Genomic DNA, 16465 nt, shown 5'->3' on the forward strand with positions numbered 1-16465 from the left:
CTTGTTTCCATTGGGCCGGCGGTGGATGGCGATCCGTCCATGGGGATAATTCCTTTCGCTACCGCACTATAACTCCTTGGATACAAAACGGTATTTCCCGATCGCGCCCTTGAAGCCGCGCACGGTGTGCGCTATATTCACTGTGTCGAACGCGGCGCCTTTCACTCCCCGGGTGCCGCGCCGGCAAACGACACCCCCAAGCTGATCCCCCGGACAAGGGATCGCCCAGGCGCAGACAGGCAAAAACGGACCGGAAACCGGTCGAGGAGGATTTCATGATGGGTCGATTTTTCATTCTTGCGCAGGGACTGGGGCTGACTCGCCACACCGGGCTGCAAGCGCGCTGGTACGGTCATTCCCCCGCCGAGGAACGCGCCTTCCTGCGCGCCCTTGAGCGCAAGCTTCAGGACGTCCACACCGCGGTGCCCGCCGAATGATGGTTGTCCGTTCCTCTCGACCAGCCGGAGACAAACCCTCCGCGCTGGACGCCTGAAAGCCCCGGAACCCAAGCTCCGGGGCTTTCTTGTTTTTTCAAGGCTCTCCGCCGCCGTGAAGCCGCTTAATTCAGGAAGCGGAAGCGCAGCGTGCCGTTGATCGCCGCCAAAGCCTGACGGAAGCCCTCGCCGGCCTTCAGGTCCTTTTCCACATCGACCACCACATAGCCGACCCGGGGATTGGTCATCAGATACTGGCCGCGGATATTGATGTGGTGGCTGGAAAACACCTCGTTGAGCGCGCTCATCACCCCGGGCACATTGCGGTGAATGTGCAAGAAGCGGGTCACGCTGGCCTGCTGGGGCAAGGCCACCTCGGGGAAGTTGACGGCGCCCAGAGTCGAGCCGTCATCGGAATATTTCACCAGCTTTTCGGCCACTTCGCGGCCGATCCCCATCTGCGCCTCTTCGGTCGAGCCGCCGATATGGGGGGTCAGCAGAACATTGCGCATGCCGCGCAACGGGCTTTCGAACGGATCGCCCAGGCTGGCCGGCTCCTTGGGGAACACGTCGACGGCGGCGCCGCGCAGCTTGCCCGCCGTCAGGGCTTCGGCCAGGGCGTCGATATCAACCACCTTGCCGCGCGAGGCGTTGATCAGATAGGCCCCGTCCTTCATCGCCGCGATCTGCGGCGCGCGGATCATATCGCGGGTATCGGCGGTATCGGGCACATGCAAGGTGACGACATCGGCCACCGCCATCAGCTCGTTCAGGGTGGCGCAGGGCTGGGCGTTGCCGATCGCCAGCTTTTCGACGATGTCGAAATAGCGCACCGACATGCCCATGCTTTCGGCGAGAACGGACACCTGGGTGCCGATATGGCCATAGCCGACGATGCCCAGGGTCTTGCCGCGCACCTCGTGACAGCCGGTCGCCGCCTTGTTCCACCCGCCCTCGTGGGTATCCCAATTGCGCCGTGGGATATCGCGCATCATCATCACCGCCTCGGCGACCACCAGTTCGGCGACCGAGCGGGTATTGGAATAGGGGGCGTTGAAAACGGGGATCCCCAGAAGCTCGGCGGCGTCAAGATCGACCTGATTGGTGCCGATGCAAAAGCAGCCGACCGCCATCAGCTTTTCGGCTGATTCCAAGACGTCGCGAGTCAAGCGGGTTCGCGATCGGATCCCGACCATATGGGCGTCACGGATCTTGTCCTTCAGCGCCTCACCGTCCAGAGCCCCGGTCAGCCGCTCGATGTTGTGGTAACCGCGACTGTGAAAATACTCGACGGCGCTGTCATGGATGTTCTCGAACAGCACGACCCGGATCTTGTCCTTGGGCAGTGAAAGATTGCTCACGACCATTCCCTTCCGATATGCGAGGCTGGTCCGGTGCCCCCAAACGGCCACCGGTGGCGGGGCTCTGGTTACCATGGAACGAACCGGTGTGGAAAAGGAGTTTTACGCATGTCCGTCGCCGCCCGCTTGCAGGAGTTGGGGATCGTCCTGCCTGAGGCCGCAGCCCCCGTGGCCAATTACGTGCCCTGGGTCATCGACAATGGCTTGGTCTTCGTCTCCGGCCAGATCACCCTTCAAGATGGCAAGCCCCAATACCTTGGAACGCTTGGCGCCGATCTGGATGTCGAGACCGGCCGCGCCGCCGCGCGGCTCTGCGCCATCAATCTGATCGCCCAGTTGCGCAACGCCCTGGAGGGCGACTTGGAGCGCCTGCGCCGCGTCGTGCGCTTGGGTGGCTTCGTCGCCTGCGCTCCGGGCTTTACCGCCCATCCCCAGGTGATCAATGGCGCTAGCGACCTGATGGTCGAAGTCTTTGGCGATCGCGGCCGCCACGCCCGTTCGGCCGTGGGCTGCGCCAGCCTGCCTTTGGGCGTTTCGGTCGAGGTCGAGGGGATCTTCGCCATCGCCTGATCGCGGCGACGGATGCGGTTGCAAGATGGGGGGCGCGGTCCGATCTATGAAAAACCCCGTCCCCCGTCGCTCCCCGGTTCTGGTCCCTCGATGTCCCCCTCAAGCGATCCCGCAGCCCCCGGCGCCCTTAGCCTTTCCGTTGTCGAAAGCCTGAGCGCCGTCGATCCCGCCGCGTGGGACCGCTGCGCCGGACACGATAACCCTTTTGTCAGTCACGCCTTCCTGCTCGCCCTGGAAGACTCGGGATCGGCCTCGGTCAAGACCGGCTGGCTGCCCCGCCATGCCGTTCTCCACGATGACCAGGGGCGGTTGCGCGCCTGCGCCCCGCTTTACTTGAAAAGCCATTCCTACGGCGAATATGTTTTCGACTGGGGTTGGGCCGAGGCCTATGAGCGGGCGGGCGGACGCTATTATCCCAAGCTGCAATGCGCCGTTCCCTTCACCCCGGCCACCGGCCCCCGCCTGCTGGTTCCCGCCGACGATCCCGAAGCCGACCACTTGCGCGACACCCTGGCCGCCGGGCTGATCGAGATCGCCCGCCGCCTCAAGGTCTCCTCGCTGCATATCACCTTTCCCTCGGCGGCCGAGGTTCCGGTCCTTGAGGCCCAAGGGATGCTCGTGCGCTTGGGGATGCAGTATCATTGGCAGAACCGGGGTTACGCCAGCTTCGATGATTTCCTGGCCGCCCTGTCGTCACGCAAGCGCAAGACCATCCGCAAGGAACGCGAGCGGGCCAATGGCCAGGGGGTGCGGATCCGCACCCTGACCGGCGCGGCGATCGAACCCCGCCACTGGCAGGCCTTCCATGGGTTTTACCTTGATACCGTCGAGCGCAAGTGGGGTCAGGCCTATCTCAGCGCCGATTTCTTTCCCCGCCTGGGGGCCACCATGGGCGAGCGGGTGGTGCTGGTGGTCGGCGAGGATGAAACCAGCGGCGAGGTGGTTTGCGGCGCCCTCAATCTTCTGGGGACCAACACCCTATACGGCCGAAATTGGGGATCGCTCTCCCCCTACACGTATCTTCACTTCGAAGTCTGTTACTATCGCGCCATCGATTTCGCCATCGAGCATGGCCTGACTTGGGTGGAGGCCGGGGCCCAGGGCGACCATAAGATCAGCCGGGGGTATCTGCCGCGCCCCACCTGGTCGGGTCACTGGATCGCCGATACCGGTTTTCGCCGGGCGGTGGCCGCCTTTGTCGAGCGCGAGCGCGCCACCCTGGAGGGAACGATGGAAGCCCTTGAAGACCTTGGTCCCTTCCGCTGCGAAGGCCCCGCCCCATGATGCCCCCCCTGCAAGCCGCCCTGGTCGCCGATGCCCAGGCCGCCGTTGAAGACCGGGTTCTGACCTTCTGGTTCGGTAGCGAAGACGACCCTTTGCGCCATGCCTTCCGGCCTTGGTGGATGAGCGCCAACACCGCCATCGACGCGACGATGATCGCGCTGTTTACCGGCATCACCGGCGATGCCGCCGCCGGTCGGCTCGAGTCCTTGATCGAAACGCCCCGGGGCGCCCTCGCCCTGGTCTTGTTGCTCGATCAGTTTCCGCGCAACATCTGGCGCGGCCATGCCAAGTCCTTCGCCGCCGACGCCAAGGCCCGCGCGGTGGCGACCGAGATCCTGCGCCGAGACTACGACAAGGGCTATTCCGAGGTGGAGCGGTTGTTCTGCGCCATGCCTTTCGAGCATAGCGAAGACATCGTCGATCAGGAACGCGCGCTTAGCCTGATCGTGCGCTTGAACAATCAGGACTGGTACTTCCACGCGATGCATCATTACACGGTCATCGCCCGCTTCGGCCGTTTCCCCCACCGGAACGTCGCCCTCAAGCGCACATCGACCCCGGCCGAAGAGGCCTTCCTCACCGAACCCTGGTCGCGCTTCTAACCCAAATCCCCAAGCGCTCTGCATCAGAGCGCAGTGCGGGGACAAGGGTCCCCCCACCCCGCCCTAACCGACTTCGCAGGCGGGCTTGCGGCGGATGCCCCGGTCCGCGTCCGGTGCGCCCCGCGTCGGCGTCCCCCATTGCCTCTCCCTCCGCCTTCGGCCGAAGAAACCGCCTTGCCGTTACAAGGCGGTTTCTTCCTATGGGGAGAAAATCCGTCTTTCCGGCCATAGACGAGATCGAACGACGCCCTTTGGCGGTGACCGGTTAGACTTGGTCCCCCTTGCCGAAAACGGCCGCCGTAAACCAATCATTAATTCTTTCTACAAAGAGGACGCCAAGGGTAACGGACGTCGACTACTCGCGAAAAGCGTCAAAAGCCACGCAATATTCCTCTAAATCCCTGAGGAAGACTAACCCATAATTTTCGTGTTTACGTCGCATCGCCATGAGGACTATAGGTTTCCCGTCCCCCTTTATCCCCCGATACAGGACGTTCTTATCATGTTAAAAAATTTAACCATTGGCGCCCGCCTGACGCTTCTGGGTCTGGTCGCTTTCGCCACGCTGGCCGCGATCGCCTCGATCGCCATCTACAGCACCTATCAGGCGCGTTTCGAGGACCGTCGCGAAACCCTTCATCTTCTGGCCCAGACCGCCGTGACGACGATCGCCGGCCTGAAAACCCGGGCCGACGCCGGCGAGATGACCACCGAGGAAGCCCAGAAACGGGCCCTGGTCGCCCTGACCTCGATCACGTATGGCAAGGGCAATTATTTCATTGTCTTGCGCTCCGACGGCGTTTTGCTGATGCACCCCACCCGCCAGAACCAAGTCGGCACCAATGTTCTTGAAGGCAGCGACGCCGTCGCCAAGGAGCTCTATGGCACGCTCATTCCCTTGGCCATGCGCAACGGCGAAAAGGGTGATTTCCACACCTCGATGGGACGGCGTCCCGGGTCGACGGTCAATAACTCCCCGAAGATGTTCCACGCCCTCCAGGAACCAAGCTATGGCTGGATTCTGGCCAGCGGCCTGTTCGTCGACGACATCGAGGACCAGATCGCCTCCCAGGCGCGGCTGATCGGCCTGATGGCCCTGGTCGCCGCCCTCATCCTCGGCGGAGTCGGCCTGATCATCGCCCGCGGGATCACCAAGCCTCTGAAGACCGTCGTCGAGGGACTCGACGGTCTGGCCGATCGCGATTATCGCCGGTCGCTTGACATCCCGGCGTCGCGCTCCGAGGTCGGGCGCATCGCCTCGGCCTTCGAGCGCCTGCGCGGCCTGTTGCTTGAGGCCGCCGAAGAGCGCCGCCAAAACGCCGAACGCACCGAACAGGCGGCGCTGGCCCGCAAAGAGGAAATGCTGGCCCTGGCCAGTCGTTTCGAAAACCAGATCGGCGACCTCGTGAACGGTCTGGGATCGGCCTCGGAGGCCTTGCGGGTGTCTGCCAGCACGATGTCGAGCGGCGCCGAGGAAACCCTGAGCCAGGCGAGCACGGTCACCGCCGCCGCCTCGGAATCCTCGGAAAACACTCAGACCGTCGCCGCCGCGACCGAGGAACTGGCCAGTTCAATCCAGGAAATCAGCCGTCAGGCTTCCCACTCCAACGCCATGGCGCGCACCGCCGTCGAGCGCGTCGACGAAACCAACAAAACCGTCGCCGCGCTGAATTCCGCCGCCCTGCGGGTTGGCGACGTGGTCGCCCTGATCACCGACATCGCCAGCCAGACCAATCTTCTGGCGCTCAACGCCACGATCGAGGCGGCGCGCGCCGGCGAAGCGGGCAAGGGCTTCGCCGTGGTTGCCGGAGAGGTGAAATCCCTGGCCCAGCAGACGGCCAAGGCGACCGAGGATATTTCCCGCCAGATCGAGGACATCCAGAGCGTCACCACCAGCACCGTCCAGGCGATTTCGGCGATCGGCGAATCGATCAACGGCCTCAGCGAGGTGGCCGGCATGATCGCCGCCGCCGTCGAGGAGCAAAATGCCGCGACCAAGGAGATTTCGATGAATATTCAACGCGCCGAAGGGGCCTCGCGCGAGGTCAGCGGCGCGATCTCCCTGGTGAGCGAGGCCGCGCGCAGCGGGGGCGAAACCGCCGCCGACGTTCTGGGGGCGGCCGAGGATCTGTTCCACCGGAACAAGGAATTGAACACCGCCGTTTCGGACTTCGTCTCCTATATCCGCAGCGCGAATTAACCCGGCTAACACCCTTTATTTGTGCATGGAAATCCAACCTCAGGGTGACCGTCCCCCCGGGCGGTCACCCCCGGATCCGCACCCGAAAAAGAGAAGGTGATGAAACAATCTGAAACATGAGGGTTGCATGACCCTGCCGAGCATGGCATCGTCCCTGGCGTCATCCCTATCCGCCGGTTCCCTAAAACAGTCTGGAAGAGGTTCAATGCGCTACGGAAACCGACCGCAAGCTCTGATCCTTTCGCTGTTCGCGCTGATGATCTTCCTTCTTCCGCTGGATGCCTCGGCAAGCTCCAAAGGGACCAAAAGCGGTCCGTTCATTCCGTCCTTCACCAAGCCCATACCCGGCTTGGTTGCAGACCCCGGGATCAAGCTTCCCCGGAATCGCTACTGGAGTTGCGTCCCCTTCGTCAAAGCCTCCTCGTCGATCGCCTTGTCGGGTGACGGCTGGCAGTGGTGGAACAACGCCGAGGGCCGTTACGACCGGGGCCAGACGCCGCGCCCCGGATCGGTGCTGGTCTTCAAGAAGCAAAAGGGCCTGTCGCGCGGCCATGTCGCCGTGGTTCGTCAGGTCATCGACAAGCGCACCGTGTTGATCGATCACGCCAATTGGGGCCAGGGCTCGGCCAAGGGCCGCATCGAGATCGCCGTTCGCGTCCGCGACGTCTCCAAGAAGAACGACTGGAGCGCCACCCGCGTCTGGTACGGGCCGATCAACAGCCTGGGATCCACCAGCTACCCGACCTATGGCTTCATCTACCCGACCTCGGGCCACACCACCCGAACCGCTTCGCGGTAAGCAAGCCCCCCCCTGCGATCCCACTGCCAAGGCGCCGTTTTTCGGCGCCTTTTGCTTATCAAGGCCCCGGAGCCCCGGCATCCGCGCCCAGCGGCGCCACGGTCTGGGCGATCAGGTGATCGACGACCGCCACCAGGGCTTCGTCCCGGGTCATGCCGCCGGCCCTCGCCTCGGCGAAGACGCGCAGTTGATTATGGGCGCTGGTACCCCGGTGCAGAATGGTCCGGGCGTGCAGAACCTCGGCCTGACAGCCGAAAACCGCCGCATCGGGGGCGATCAGCTCAAGCAGTTCCTCGATCAGATCGGCGAAGGGCACCACCTCGCCCCGTCCGAAATCCACCAGCCCGCCATCAAGCCCATAGCGTTGGGCCCGCCAGCGGTTCTCGGCGATCAGCAAGCGGGCGTAGTGGCGCCAGCGCTGGTTGGCGCGGCGCAGGCGGTAGAGCATGCGCAGCAAACAGCGAAACAGCGCCGCGACGCACAGCGCGTCATCAAGGCGGGTGCAGACATCGGCGATGCGCATTTCCAGGGTAGGGAAGCGGTGGCTGGGGCGGATATCCCACCAGATGCGCGTCGAATCCTCGATCAGCCCGGCGCTGACCAGGACCTCGACATGGCGCTGGTATTCGGCGAAGGAGCTGAAGCTGTCGGGCAGGCCGGTGCGCGGCAAGGCGCTGAACACGGCGATGCGATAGGATTTCAGCCCGCTGTCCTCGCCGCGCCAGAACGGCGACGAGGTGGTCAAAGCCAAGAGATGGGGCAGGAAATAGCTGACCTGGGCCATCAGATCCATCCGCAGATCGGGATCCTCGATGCCAACGTGGACATGCATACCGCAAATCACCAGCCGGCGGACCACCGCCTGCAGGTCCTCGGCCAGCAGGTCGTAGCGCTCCTTGGGCGTATGTTTGAGGTCGGCCCATTCGGCGAAGGGATGGGTGGACGCGGCGATCGGGGCGAGACCGAAGCCCTTCGCCTCCTCGGCCAGCACCCGCCGCAGGGCGCCCAGCGCCTCGCCGGCCTCGGCGAGGCTGTCGCAAACCTTGGTTCCCACCTCGATCTGGGCGCGCAGGAATTCGGGGGTGACCGCGCCGTGGTTGGTATCGCCAAACGCCGCGGCCAACCGTGTCATCAGGGCTTCGGGGGGATCGGCGGCCAAAGCCCGGCTCTGGCGATCGACCAACAGGTACTCCTCCTCGATCCCCACCGTAAAAGCCGGTTCGCGCATGGGCGTTTCCTTTTTTGTTTTGGCGCCATCGGAGGCTAGCGACGCCGACCCCGCTCAGGTCATCCGCCGCACATAAAGCCCCTCGTCGGCCAGTACCTCGGCCAAAGCCTCGCCCAGCACCCCGGCCCAGCGCCCGATCCCGGCGGCGTCGGCCAAAAGATCCTGACGGATCTCGACGCCGAGGCTGGGCAGGCCGGCGGGCTCGGCATGGGTATTGATGGTGAAGCCGATATCCTTGCCCGAATAGGGTTCGTTCTCGCCGACGATGACCTCGGGCGCGCGCCGCGCCAGGGTGTCGATCAGCCGACGGGTCATCCGGTCGTCGTGGTTATAAAGAAACCCCAGATGCCAGGGTCGTTCCACGCCGCCCAGGACCGGGGTGAAACTATGGATGGAGACCACCGCCGGCGGCCGCCCCTGACGCCACAGATGGGCGATGCGTTCGCCGATCTCGTGGTGATAGGGCCAGAACAGGCTTTCGGTGCGCCTGCGCGCCTCCGCCTCGTCCAGCCCCTCATTGCCGGGAATGGCGATGCCATCGGACACCGCCGGGATCGACGACGGATCGCCCGGCGCCCGATTGCAATCGATCACCAAGCGGGAATAGCAGGCGAACATGGCGCAAGCGGCGAAACGCTTGGCCAAAAGCTCGGTCACCGCCGCCGCGCCGATATCCCAGCCGATATGCAGACCCAGGGTATCGGCCTCCAGCCCCAGCCCGGCCAGGGCCCGGGGCACGCGGTTGGCGGCATGGTCGCAGATCAGCAGTAGTGGTCGGGTCGCCTCGGGATTGAGAACGACGAAGGGCGGGGGTTCGTCGTCGGCGAGGAGGGAGGGAGCGGGGGAAAGCGGGGAAGGACGGTCCGTCATTGCCGGGGCAAGCCCTTAAAGCCAGAGAAATCGGGAGTCCGAGATTAGGACAAGCCATCGGCGAAAAGCCACCCTTTGCCCGGACTCGGGCGTTTTGGCGCTTGAACGGACCGGTTCGCCTTCCCACGTCTGCGCCATGACCGAGCCAACCATCTTTCTCCGCGCGCTCTTCGATGCCGCCGTGGCCGCCGCCGCTCCGGCCCTTCTCGTGCCCGCCCACCTTCCCGAGCCGCCCCGCGGACGAACCGTCGTCGTCGGCGCCGGCAAAGGGGCGGCGGCGATGGCCCTGGCCGTGGAAAGCGCCTGGACCGGTCCGCTCGACGGCTTGGTGGTCACCCGCTACGGCCATGGCGTGCCCTGCGCACGGATCAAGGTGGTCGAGGCGGGGCATCCCGTTCCCGATGAGCGCGGCCAATGGGCGGCCCGCGAGATCTTGACCCTGGCCCGGGGATTGACCGAGGACGACCTGCTGATCTGCCTGATTTCCGGCGGCGGATCGGCCCTGCTCAGCCTGCCGCCCGATACGGTCGGTCTGGCCGACAAGCGCGCCGTCACCACCGCCCTTTTGCGCTGCGGCGCGCCGATCGGCGCCATCAACACCGTGCGCAAGCATCTGTCCACCATCAAGGGCGGCCGCCTAGCCGCCGCCGCCGCGCCCGCCCGGGTGGTCACCCTGATCATTTCCGATGTGCCCGGCGACGACCCGGCAGTGATCGCCTCGGGCCCCACCGTGCCCGATGCGACGACGGCGGGCGATGCCCTGGCCATCCTGGCCGGCTATGGCATCAGCGAGCCGGCTTCGGCTTTGGCCCACCTCAAGACGCCGGCGGCCGAAACCCCCAAGCCCGGCGACGCGGCCTTCGCCCGCACCACCACCCACCTCATCGCCACGCCGCGCATGGCCCTGACCGCCGCCGCCGATTTCGCCCGCGCCGCCGGCATCACCCCGGTAATCCTTGGCGATTCCCTGGAAGGCGAGGCGCGCGACGCGGCGCTGCTGCTTGGACCGATGGCCCTGTCTTGCGCCCTGCACGGCGAACCGGCGGTCCCGCCGTGCGTCTTGCTCTCGGGGGGCGAATTCACTGTTACCCTGCGCGGCGACGGCCGGGGCGGACCCAATGGCGAATTCGCCCTGGCGCTGGCCCGTCGGCTCGACTCCACTCCCCATATCTGGGCCCTGGCCTGCGACACCGACGGCATCGACGGCTCCGAGGACAACGCCGGCGCCCTGATCACCCCCGATACCCTGGCGCGCGCCGCCCGCCTCGGCCTGTCGGCCGAAGCCCATCTCGCCGATAACGACTCCTACGGGTTTTTCCAGGCTCTGGGCGATCTGGTGATGACCGGACCGACCCTGACCAACGTCAATGATTTTCGCGCAATCCTTATTTCAGCGGAGTGACACACGACATCTCCGCCCCATGATGTTAAAAAATACAACGGTGGCCCCATGCCGCCACATCCCCCCTCCCTAGCTCGGTGACGCGCCCCGTCACAGGGCCCAAGCCCGTGTGAACGCTCCATGAAACGAAACCGTTGCGCCAAGATTCTGGCCACCCTCGGCCCGGCCACGTCCTCGGAAAGCACCCTCGAGACCCTGGTTCGGGCCGGTGCGGACATGGTTCGCCTGAATTTCAGCCACGGCGCCCACGAAGAACACCGGCGCCGCTACGACGTGGTCCGCGCCGTTGAAAACAAGCTCGGCCGACCGATCGGCATCCTGATGGACCTCCAGGGTCCGAAGCTGCGGGTCGGTGATTTCGTCGGCGGCAAGGTCAAGCTGGAAACCGGCGCCACCTTCCGTCTCGACATGGAAAAGGACCTGGGCACCATCCAGCGTGTCCGCCTGCCCCACCCCGAAATCTTCGCCGCCATCGGCGAAGGCACCGATCTGTTGCTTGACGACGGCAAACTGCGGCTGCGGGTGGAAACCTTCGGCGCCGATTACGCCATTACCCGGGTGATCACCGGCGGCGTGCTGTCGGACCACAAGGGCCTCAATGTGCCCAATGCCGTTCTGCCGATCTCGGCGCTGACCGAAAAGGACCGCCGCGACCTGCAGTTCGGCCTCGACCTCGGGGTCGATTGGGTTGGCCTCAGCTTCGTGCAGCGCCCCGAGGACGTGGCCGAGGCGCGCAAGCTGATCGGCGGTCGCGCCGCCATCATCAGCAAGATCGAAAAGCCCGCCGCCCTCGACCATCTCACCCATATCATCGAATTGTCCGACGCCCTGATGGTCGCCCGCGGCGATCTGGGCGTGGAAGTGCCGCCCGAGCGCGTGCCGATCTTGCAAAAGCGCATCCTGGCCGCCTGCCACCTCGCCGGCAAGCCGGTGGTGGTCGCCACCCAGATGCTTGAAAGCATGATCAACGCCCCGACGCCGACCCGCGCCGAGGCCTCGGACGTGGCGACGGCCATCTATGATGGCGCCGATGCGGTGATGCTGTCGGCGGAAACCGCCGTCGGCCAGTATCCGGTCGAAGCCGTGGCGATGATGGACAAGATCATCCAGCAGGTGGAAACCGACGAGCATTATCAGTATCTGCGCAATGCCCGCCGCGAAAGCCCCGAGGGCACGGCCGCCGACGCCATCAGCGCCGCCGCCAGTCAGGTGGCCGAGACCATCAAGGCCGCCGCCATCGTCACCTATACCTCCTCGGGATCGACGACGCTGCGCGCCGCCCGCCAGCGCCCCGGCGTGCCGATCCTTTGCCTGACCACCAACCCCCGCATCGCCCGACGGATGGCGATGGTCTGGGGCGTCCATTCGGTGCTCGACAAGGACATCTCCAACTTCCAGGAAATGGTCGAACTGGCGGTCAAGGCCGCCTATCGCGAAGGCTTCGCCAATATCGGCGAGCGCATCGTGATGACGGCGGGCGTGCCCTTTGGCACCCCGGGCACGACCAATGTTCTGCGAATCGCCTGGGTCGAAGGCGATGACAGCTGGGCGGAATAAGCCCGCCTGTTTACCGACTCACTCCCGGGCGGGCGATGCCCTCGCCCGTCCGGGACCATGACCCGCGCGAGGCCCCCCTCGCGCCCAGTCCGGGACTTTTCTCATGCGCTTCTTGCACACCATGGTCCGCGTCGCCGATCTCGACGCCTCCCTCGACTTCTATTGCGCCAAGCTCGGCCTGCGCGAAATCAGCCGCCAGGATAACGAAAAGGGCCGGTTCACCCTGGTTTTCCTCGCCGCCCCCGCCGACGAGGAGACGGCCCGCGAAACCAAGGCGCCCTTGGTCGAACTGACCTACAACTGGGATCCCGAGGTTTATACGGGCGGGCGCAACTTCGGGCATCTCGCCTATAAGGTCGATGACATCTATGCGACCTGCCAAAAGCTGATGGACGCCGGGGTGACGATCAACCGCCCGCCGCGCGACGGCAATATGGCCTTCATCCGCTCGCCCGACGGCATTTCCATCGAACTGCTCCAAGAAGGCGCGCCGCTGGCGCCGGCCGAGCCCTGGGCCAGCATGGCCAATACCGGAAGCTGGTAAAACCTTTCCCTCCCCCCGGTTCGCCGGGGGGAAACGCCAAAAAGCCGCGTCCGGATCTTTCCTTGGGGGAAGATCCGGACGCGGCTTTTATAGCATAAGCTCAGAGGCGATGCCGGCCGAAGCCGGCGCCAATCAGCCCTGACGAACCTTGAAGCGCGGGTTCTTCTTGTTGATCACGAAGACGCGGCCCTTGCGGCGCACGACGCGGCAGTTCTTGTCGCGCACCTTGGCCGACTTCAGGGAATTGCGGACACGCATGACACTATCCTCGTCCGGCTGGAGCCGGTCCCGCGCGCGAGAAGCGGACATGCTTCCCCCGGCCGGCTCGACCAGCCCACTGATGAAATGGGAGCCGGGACCATAAGGGCGCTCCCTTTATGAGTCAAACTGATTTTGGCCGGCCTCGGCGCGGTTATCGCCGGACCGCCCCGCGCCCTGCACCAGCCGCATGGGTTCTCTGAGGGGGGCGGGTGATTAGAGAGTTCCACCCATAGGGAAAATGTGATTATTATTCGCTCTGAGATCCCTTCTTACTCTCAACAAACAGTCGCCCGTCGAGGCCCAATGCCCCAGCTTTCGCCCCTTTCCGCCCCGTCGACCGCCGCCGACCTCCCCCGCATCCTGGCGCTTTCGCGCCTACCCGAAGGTCACCGCGCCGTGGTCGCGCGCATCCGCGCCGAACGCGACCTTGCCCAGAAGCTGGCCGATCTCGGCTTGCGAACCGGCTGCGAGATCCGCGTCATCAAGGGATCCGATGGCGGCCCGCTGGTCGTCGGACTGGGCGATGGACGGGTGGGCCTCGGCCCCGAGATGGCCCAGGCCATCCTGGTTTCCCCTTTACGCACCCCTTGAACGGATAAAAACGATGCTTCTTGGTGACATGAAGACCGGCGACCAGGGACGCGTCCTTGGATTCGATCAGGGCGCCTCGGATTATCGCAAGCGCCTATTGTCGCTGGGCATCACCCCCGGCGCGACCTTTTCGGTAACCCGAGTCGCCCCGCTGGGCGATCCGGTGGAAATCAGGGTGCGGGGATTTGCGCTGTCCTTGCGCAAACAAGAAGCCCAGGTGCTGCGCGTCGAGCCCCTTGCCGCGGCCGACCTCGCCTGACCCGATCGCGCACCGGGGGCCCCTTCCCGGGCCCCTTGTCCCGACCCCGCATCCTGGCCCCGTGTCCTGGAGAGACCACCTATGAGCGCTTCCGTCGTTTGCGTCGTCGGCAATCCCAATTGCGGCAAGACGACCCTGTTCAACGCCCTGACCGGAGGACGCCAAAGCGTCGGCAACTGGCCGGGCGTCACCGTTGAGAAAAAGGTCGGCGCCTACCGCCACGGCGGCGAAGCCGTGACCATCGTCGATTTGCCCGGCGTCTATTCGCTGACGCCGACTTCGTCGTCGTCCGAGGACGAGCGGGTGGCCCGCGATTACATCCTGTCGGGGGAAGCCGGCCTCGTCCTTAACATCGTCGATGCCTCCAACCTGGAACGAAACCTCTATCTGACCGCCCAGTTGCTGGAAATGCGGGTGCCGATGGTGGTCATCGTCAACATGATGGACATCGCCGCCTCGCGCCACCTTGATATCGACATCGACGCGCTGTCCAAATCGCTCGACTGCAAGGTGGTGCCGATGGTGGCCAGCCGCCGCCGCGGCCTTGACGATCTGCGCGAGGTTATCGCCCAATCGATGGGACGAACCACCCCGCCGGCCGCCTCGGCCCCCTATCCGCCGGCGGTGAGCGAGGCGGTCGGCAGGATCGCCGCCACCCTGCCCGCCGATAGCCGCGCCGACCGGCGGTGGACGGCGTTGCAGCTTCTTGAAGGCGATTCCACCTTGCTGCGCGACCTGCCCCCGGCGACGGCCCTGGCCCTGGAGAGCGACCTCAAACAGGCGGCGCAAAGCGGAACCGAAGACTTCGATATCCTGATCGCCGATGCCCGCTATGGCTTCGTCGGCGCCATCGCGCTCGGCGCCGTGATCCGCAAGGGCCAGATGTCGCGCACCCTGACCGACCGCATCGACAAGGTGGTGCTGCACCGGGTGCTGGGCATCCCGATCTTCCTGGCGATGATGTATCTGATGTTCGTCTTCACCATCAATGTCGGCGGCGCCTTCATCGATTTCTTCGACCAGTTCGCCGGCACCTTGTTCGTTGACGGCTTTGGCCATCTGCTGGGCGGCGCCGGCGCCCCCGACTGGCTAACCGCGCTGCTGGCCAAGGGCGTTGGCGGCGGCGTGCAGACGGTCGCCACCTTCATTCCCGTCATCGGCTTTCTGTACCTGTTTTTGTCGGTTCTCGAAGACTCGGGTTATATGGCCCGCGCCGCCTTCGTCATGGACCGCTTCATGCGCGGCATCGGCCTGCCCGGCAAGGCCTTCGTGCCGCTGATCGTCGGCTTTGGCTGCAATGTGCCCGCCGTGATGGCCACCCGCACCATGGACAGCCGGCGCGACCGACTGATCACGGTGATGATGGCCCCCTTCATGTCCTGCGGCGCCCGTTTGCCGGTCTATGTGCTGTTCGCCGCCGCCTTCTTCCCCTCGGGCGGCCAGAACCTGGTTTTCGCGCTCTATCTGATCGGCATCCTGGTCGCCATCGCCACCGGCCTGTTGCTCAAGACCACCGCCCTGCGCGGCGAGGCCTCGCCCTTTGTCATGGAGATGCCGCCCTACCACTTGCCCACCGTTGCGGGCATCCTGCTGCGCACCTGGGATCGCCTGAAAAGCTTCATCCTGCGCGCCGGCAAGCTGGTGGTCGCCGTGGTCGTCGTCCTCAGCTTCCTCAATTCCTGGGGCACCGACGGCAGCTTCGGCAATGAGGACACCGATAAGTCCGTCCTCGCCGCGATCGGCAAGGCGATCGTTCCGGTCTTCGCGCCGATGGGCATTTCCGAAGAGAACTGGCCGGCCACCGTTGGCGTCTTCACCGGCATCTTCGCCAAGGAAGCCGTCGTCGGCACCCTGGATGCGCTTTATGGCACCATCGCCGAAGGCAATGCCGCCGCCGCCCAAGCCGAGGCCGATCCGGAGGCCGCCGCCACCGAAGAGCCCGAGGCTTTCGATCTGTGGGGCGGATTGGCCGGCGCCTTCGCCACCATTCCCGCCAATCTGAGCAATGTCGCCGGCGCCCTGGCCGATCCGCTTGGCATCGAGGTCGGCGATCTCAGCGACCGCTCGGCCGTGGCCGCCGATCAGGAGATTTCAACCTCGTCGATCGATGCCATCGCCCTGCTGTTCGATGGGGCGATCGGCGCCTTCGCCTATCTGCTGATGGTGCTGCTCTATATGCCCTGCGTCGCCGCCGTCTCGGCCATCTGGCGCGAAGTCGGCACCCGCTGGACGCTGTTCGCCGCCGCCTGGACCACCGGCATGGGCTATGGGGCCGCCGTGCTGACCTATCAGATCGGCACCTTCTCGCGCCATCCCGTCAGCTCGGCGGTGGATATCGCCGTGGTGCTGGCGGTGCTGGCGGCGGCAATCGCCCTGCTCCGTCTGGCCGGGCGGGGAAGCGCCGAGGCCGGGCCGATCAGCGCCGGCCAAACGGCATCGTGATCGCCCTTCCCCCTTCTCCTTGGATCCTCTTCCCGCCAGCAAACGCGGGGAGAGGGGAGCT

Annotated in this window: 16 protein-coding genes; 12 read left to right on the forward strand and 4 right to left on the reverse strand. The window is 65.2% G+C overall.

Annotation, left to right across the window (positions count from 1 at the left end; genetic code table 11):
* Window positions 1-275 precede the first annotated feature (275 nt).
* Complete coding sequence (locus RRU_RS19870) at window positions 276-437, forward strand: hypothetical protein (protein WP_011390208.1); 162 nt, start codon at window positions 276-278, stop codon at window positions 435-437.
* Window positions 438-559: 122 nt separating this feature from the next.
* Here RRU_RS19870 and serA read toward each other — a convergent pair whose 3' ends face one another.
* Window positions 560-1795, reverse strand: a complete 1236-nt coding sequence (serA, locus tag RRU_RS12705) for a phosphoglycerate dehydrogenase (RefSeq protein WP_011390209.1) — start codon at window positions 1793-1795, stop codon at window positions 560-562.
* 108 nt (window positions 1796-1903) lie between these two features.
* Between serA and RRU_RS12710 the strand changes: the two genes are divergently transcribed.
* From RRU_RS12710 to RRU_RS12730, 5 genes are all read left to right on the forward strand, one after another.
* Window positions 1904-2365, forward strand: a complete 462-nt coding sequence (locus RRU_RS12710; RefSeq protein ID WP_011390210.1) for a RidA family protein — start codon at window positions 1904-1906, stop codon at window positions 2363-2365.
* Window positions 2366-2455: 90 nt separating this feature from the next.
* Window positions 2456-3649 (forward strand): GNAT family N-acetyltransferase, encoded by a 1194-nt coding sequence (locus tag RRU_RS12715; RefSeq protein ID WP_014626386.1) that lies wholly within the window; start codon window positions 2456-2458, stop codon window positions 3647-3649.
* Entirely contained in the window at window positions 3646-4251 is a 606-nt protein-coding gene (locus tag RRU_RS12720; protein ID WP_011390212.1) for a DUF924 family protein, read from the forward strand. Before RRU_RS12715 ends, RRU_RS12720 begins: the two co-directional genes overlap by 4 nt.
* Before the next feature lie 502 nt (window positions 4252-4753).
* Window positions 4754-6451, forward strand: coding sequence for a methyl-accepting chemotaxis protein (locus tag RRU_RS12725; protein WP_011390213.1), 1698 nt, complete (start codon window positions 4754-4756; stop codon window positions 6449-6451).
* 205 nt (window positions 6452-6656) lie between these two features.
* Window positions 6657-7250 carry a CHAP domain-containing protein gene (locus RRU_RS12730; RefSeq protein WP_014626387.1) on the forward strand — a complete coding sequence of 198 codons (594 nt, stop codon included), beginning with the start codon at window positions 6657-6659 and terminating at the stop codon, window positions 7248-7250.
* Window positions 7251-7308: 58 nt separating this feature from the next.
* Here the strand turns inward: RRU_RS12730 and RRU_RS12735 are convergent, their stop codons facing one another.
* Both RRU_RS12735 and RRU_RS12740 read right to left on the reverse strand, forming a co-directional pair.
* Entirely contained in the window at window positions 7309-8478 is a 1170-nt protein-coding gene (locus RRU_RS12735; protein WP_011390215.1) for a carboxylate-amine ligase, read from the reverse strand.
* A gap of 54 nt (window positions 8479-8532) precedes the next feature.
* Window positions 8533-9348, reverse strand: a complete 816-nt coding sequence (locus tag RRU_RS12740) for an N-formylglutamate amidohydrolase (protein WP_011390216.1) — start codon at window positions 9346-9348, stop codon at window positions 8533-8535.
* A 136-nt stretch (window positions 9349-9484) separates the two neighbouring features.
* Here RRU_RS12740 and RRU_RS12745 point away from each other — a divergent pair, with 136 nt between their 5' ends.
* From RRU_RS12745 to gloA, 3 genes are all read left to right on the forward strand, one after another.
* Window positions 9485-10750, forward strand: coding sequence for a glycerate kinase type-2 family protein (locus tag RRU_RS12745; protein ID WP_011390217.1), 1266 nt, complete (start codon window positions 9485-9487; stop codon window positions 10748-10750).
* Between the two features lie 120 nt (window positions 10751-10870).
* Window positions 10871-12307, forward strand: a complete 1437-nt coding sequence (gene pyk / locus RRU_RS12750) for a pyruvate kinase (protein ID WP_011390218.1) — start codon at window positions 10871-10873, stop codon at window positions 12305-12307.
* 103 nt (window positions 12308-12410) lie between these two features.
* Complete coding sequence (gloA, locus tag RRU_RS12755; RefSeq protein WP_011390219.1) at window positions 12411-12851, forward strand: lactoylglutathione lyase; 441 nt, start codon at window positions 12411-12413, stop codon at window positions 12849-12851.
* A 132-nt stretch (window positions 12852-12983) separates the two neighbouring features.
* On the opposite strand, the gene ykgO is transcribed toward gloA, so the two are convergent.
* Window positions 12984-13109, reverse strand: a complete 126-nt coding sequence (ykgO, locus tag RRU_RS12760) for a type B 50S ribosomal protein L36 (protein ID WP_014626389.1) — start codon at window positions 13107-13109, stop codon at window positions 12984-12986.
* Between the two features lie 306 nt (window positions 13110-13415).
* Between ykgO and RRU_RS12765 the strand changes: the two genes are divergently transcribed.
* The 3 genes from RRU_RS12765 to feoB all read left to right on the forward strand — a co-directional run bounded on the left by RRU_RS12765 (window position 13416) and on the right by feoB (window position 16404).
* Window positions 13416-13703 (forward strand): FeoA family protein, encoded by a 288-nt coding sequence (locus RRU_RS12765; protein ID WP_011390221.1) that lies wholly within the window; start codon window positions 13416-13418, stop codon window positions 13701-13703.
* A gap of 13 nt (window positions 13704-13716) precedes the next feature.
* Window positions 13717-13962 carry a FeoA family protein gene (locus RRU_RS12770; RefSeq protein WP_011390222.1) on the forward strand — a complete coding sequence of 82 codons (246 nt, stop codon included), beginning with the start codon at window positions 13717-13719 and terminating at the stop codon, window positions 13960-13962.
* 81 nt (window positions 13963-14043) lie between these two features.
* Window positions 14044-16404, forward strand: coding sequence for a Fe(2+) transporter permease subunit FeoB (gene feoB, locus RRU_RS12775; protein ID WP_011390223.1), 2361 nt, complete (start codon window positions 14044-14046; stop codon window positions 16402-16404).
* Window positions 16405-16465: the final 61 nt, after the last annotated feature.

The organism is Rhodospirillum rubrum ATCC 11170 (assembly GCF_000013085.1).
Taxonomy (GTDB): Bacteria; Pseudomonadota; Alphaproteobacteria; order Rhodospirillales; family Rhodospirillaceae; genus Rhodospirillum; species Rhodospirillum rubrum.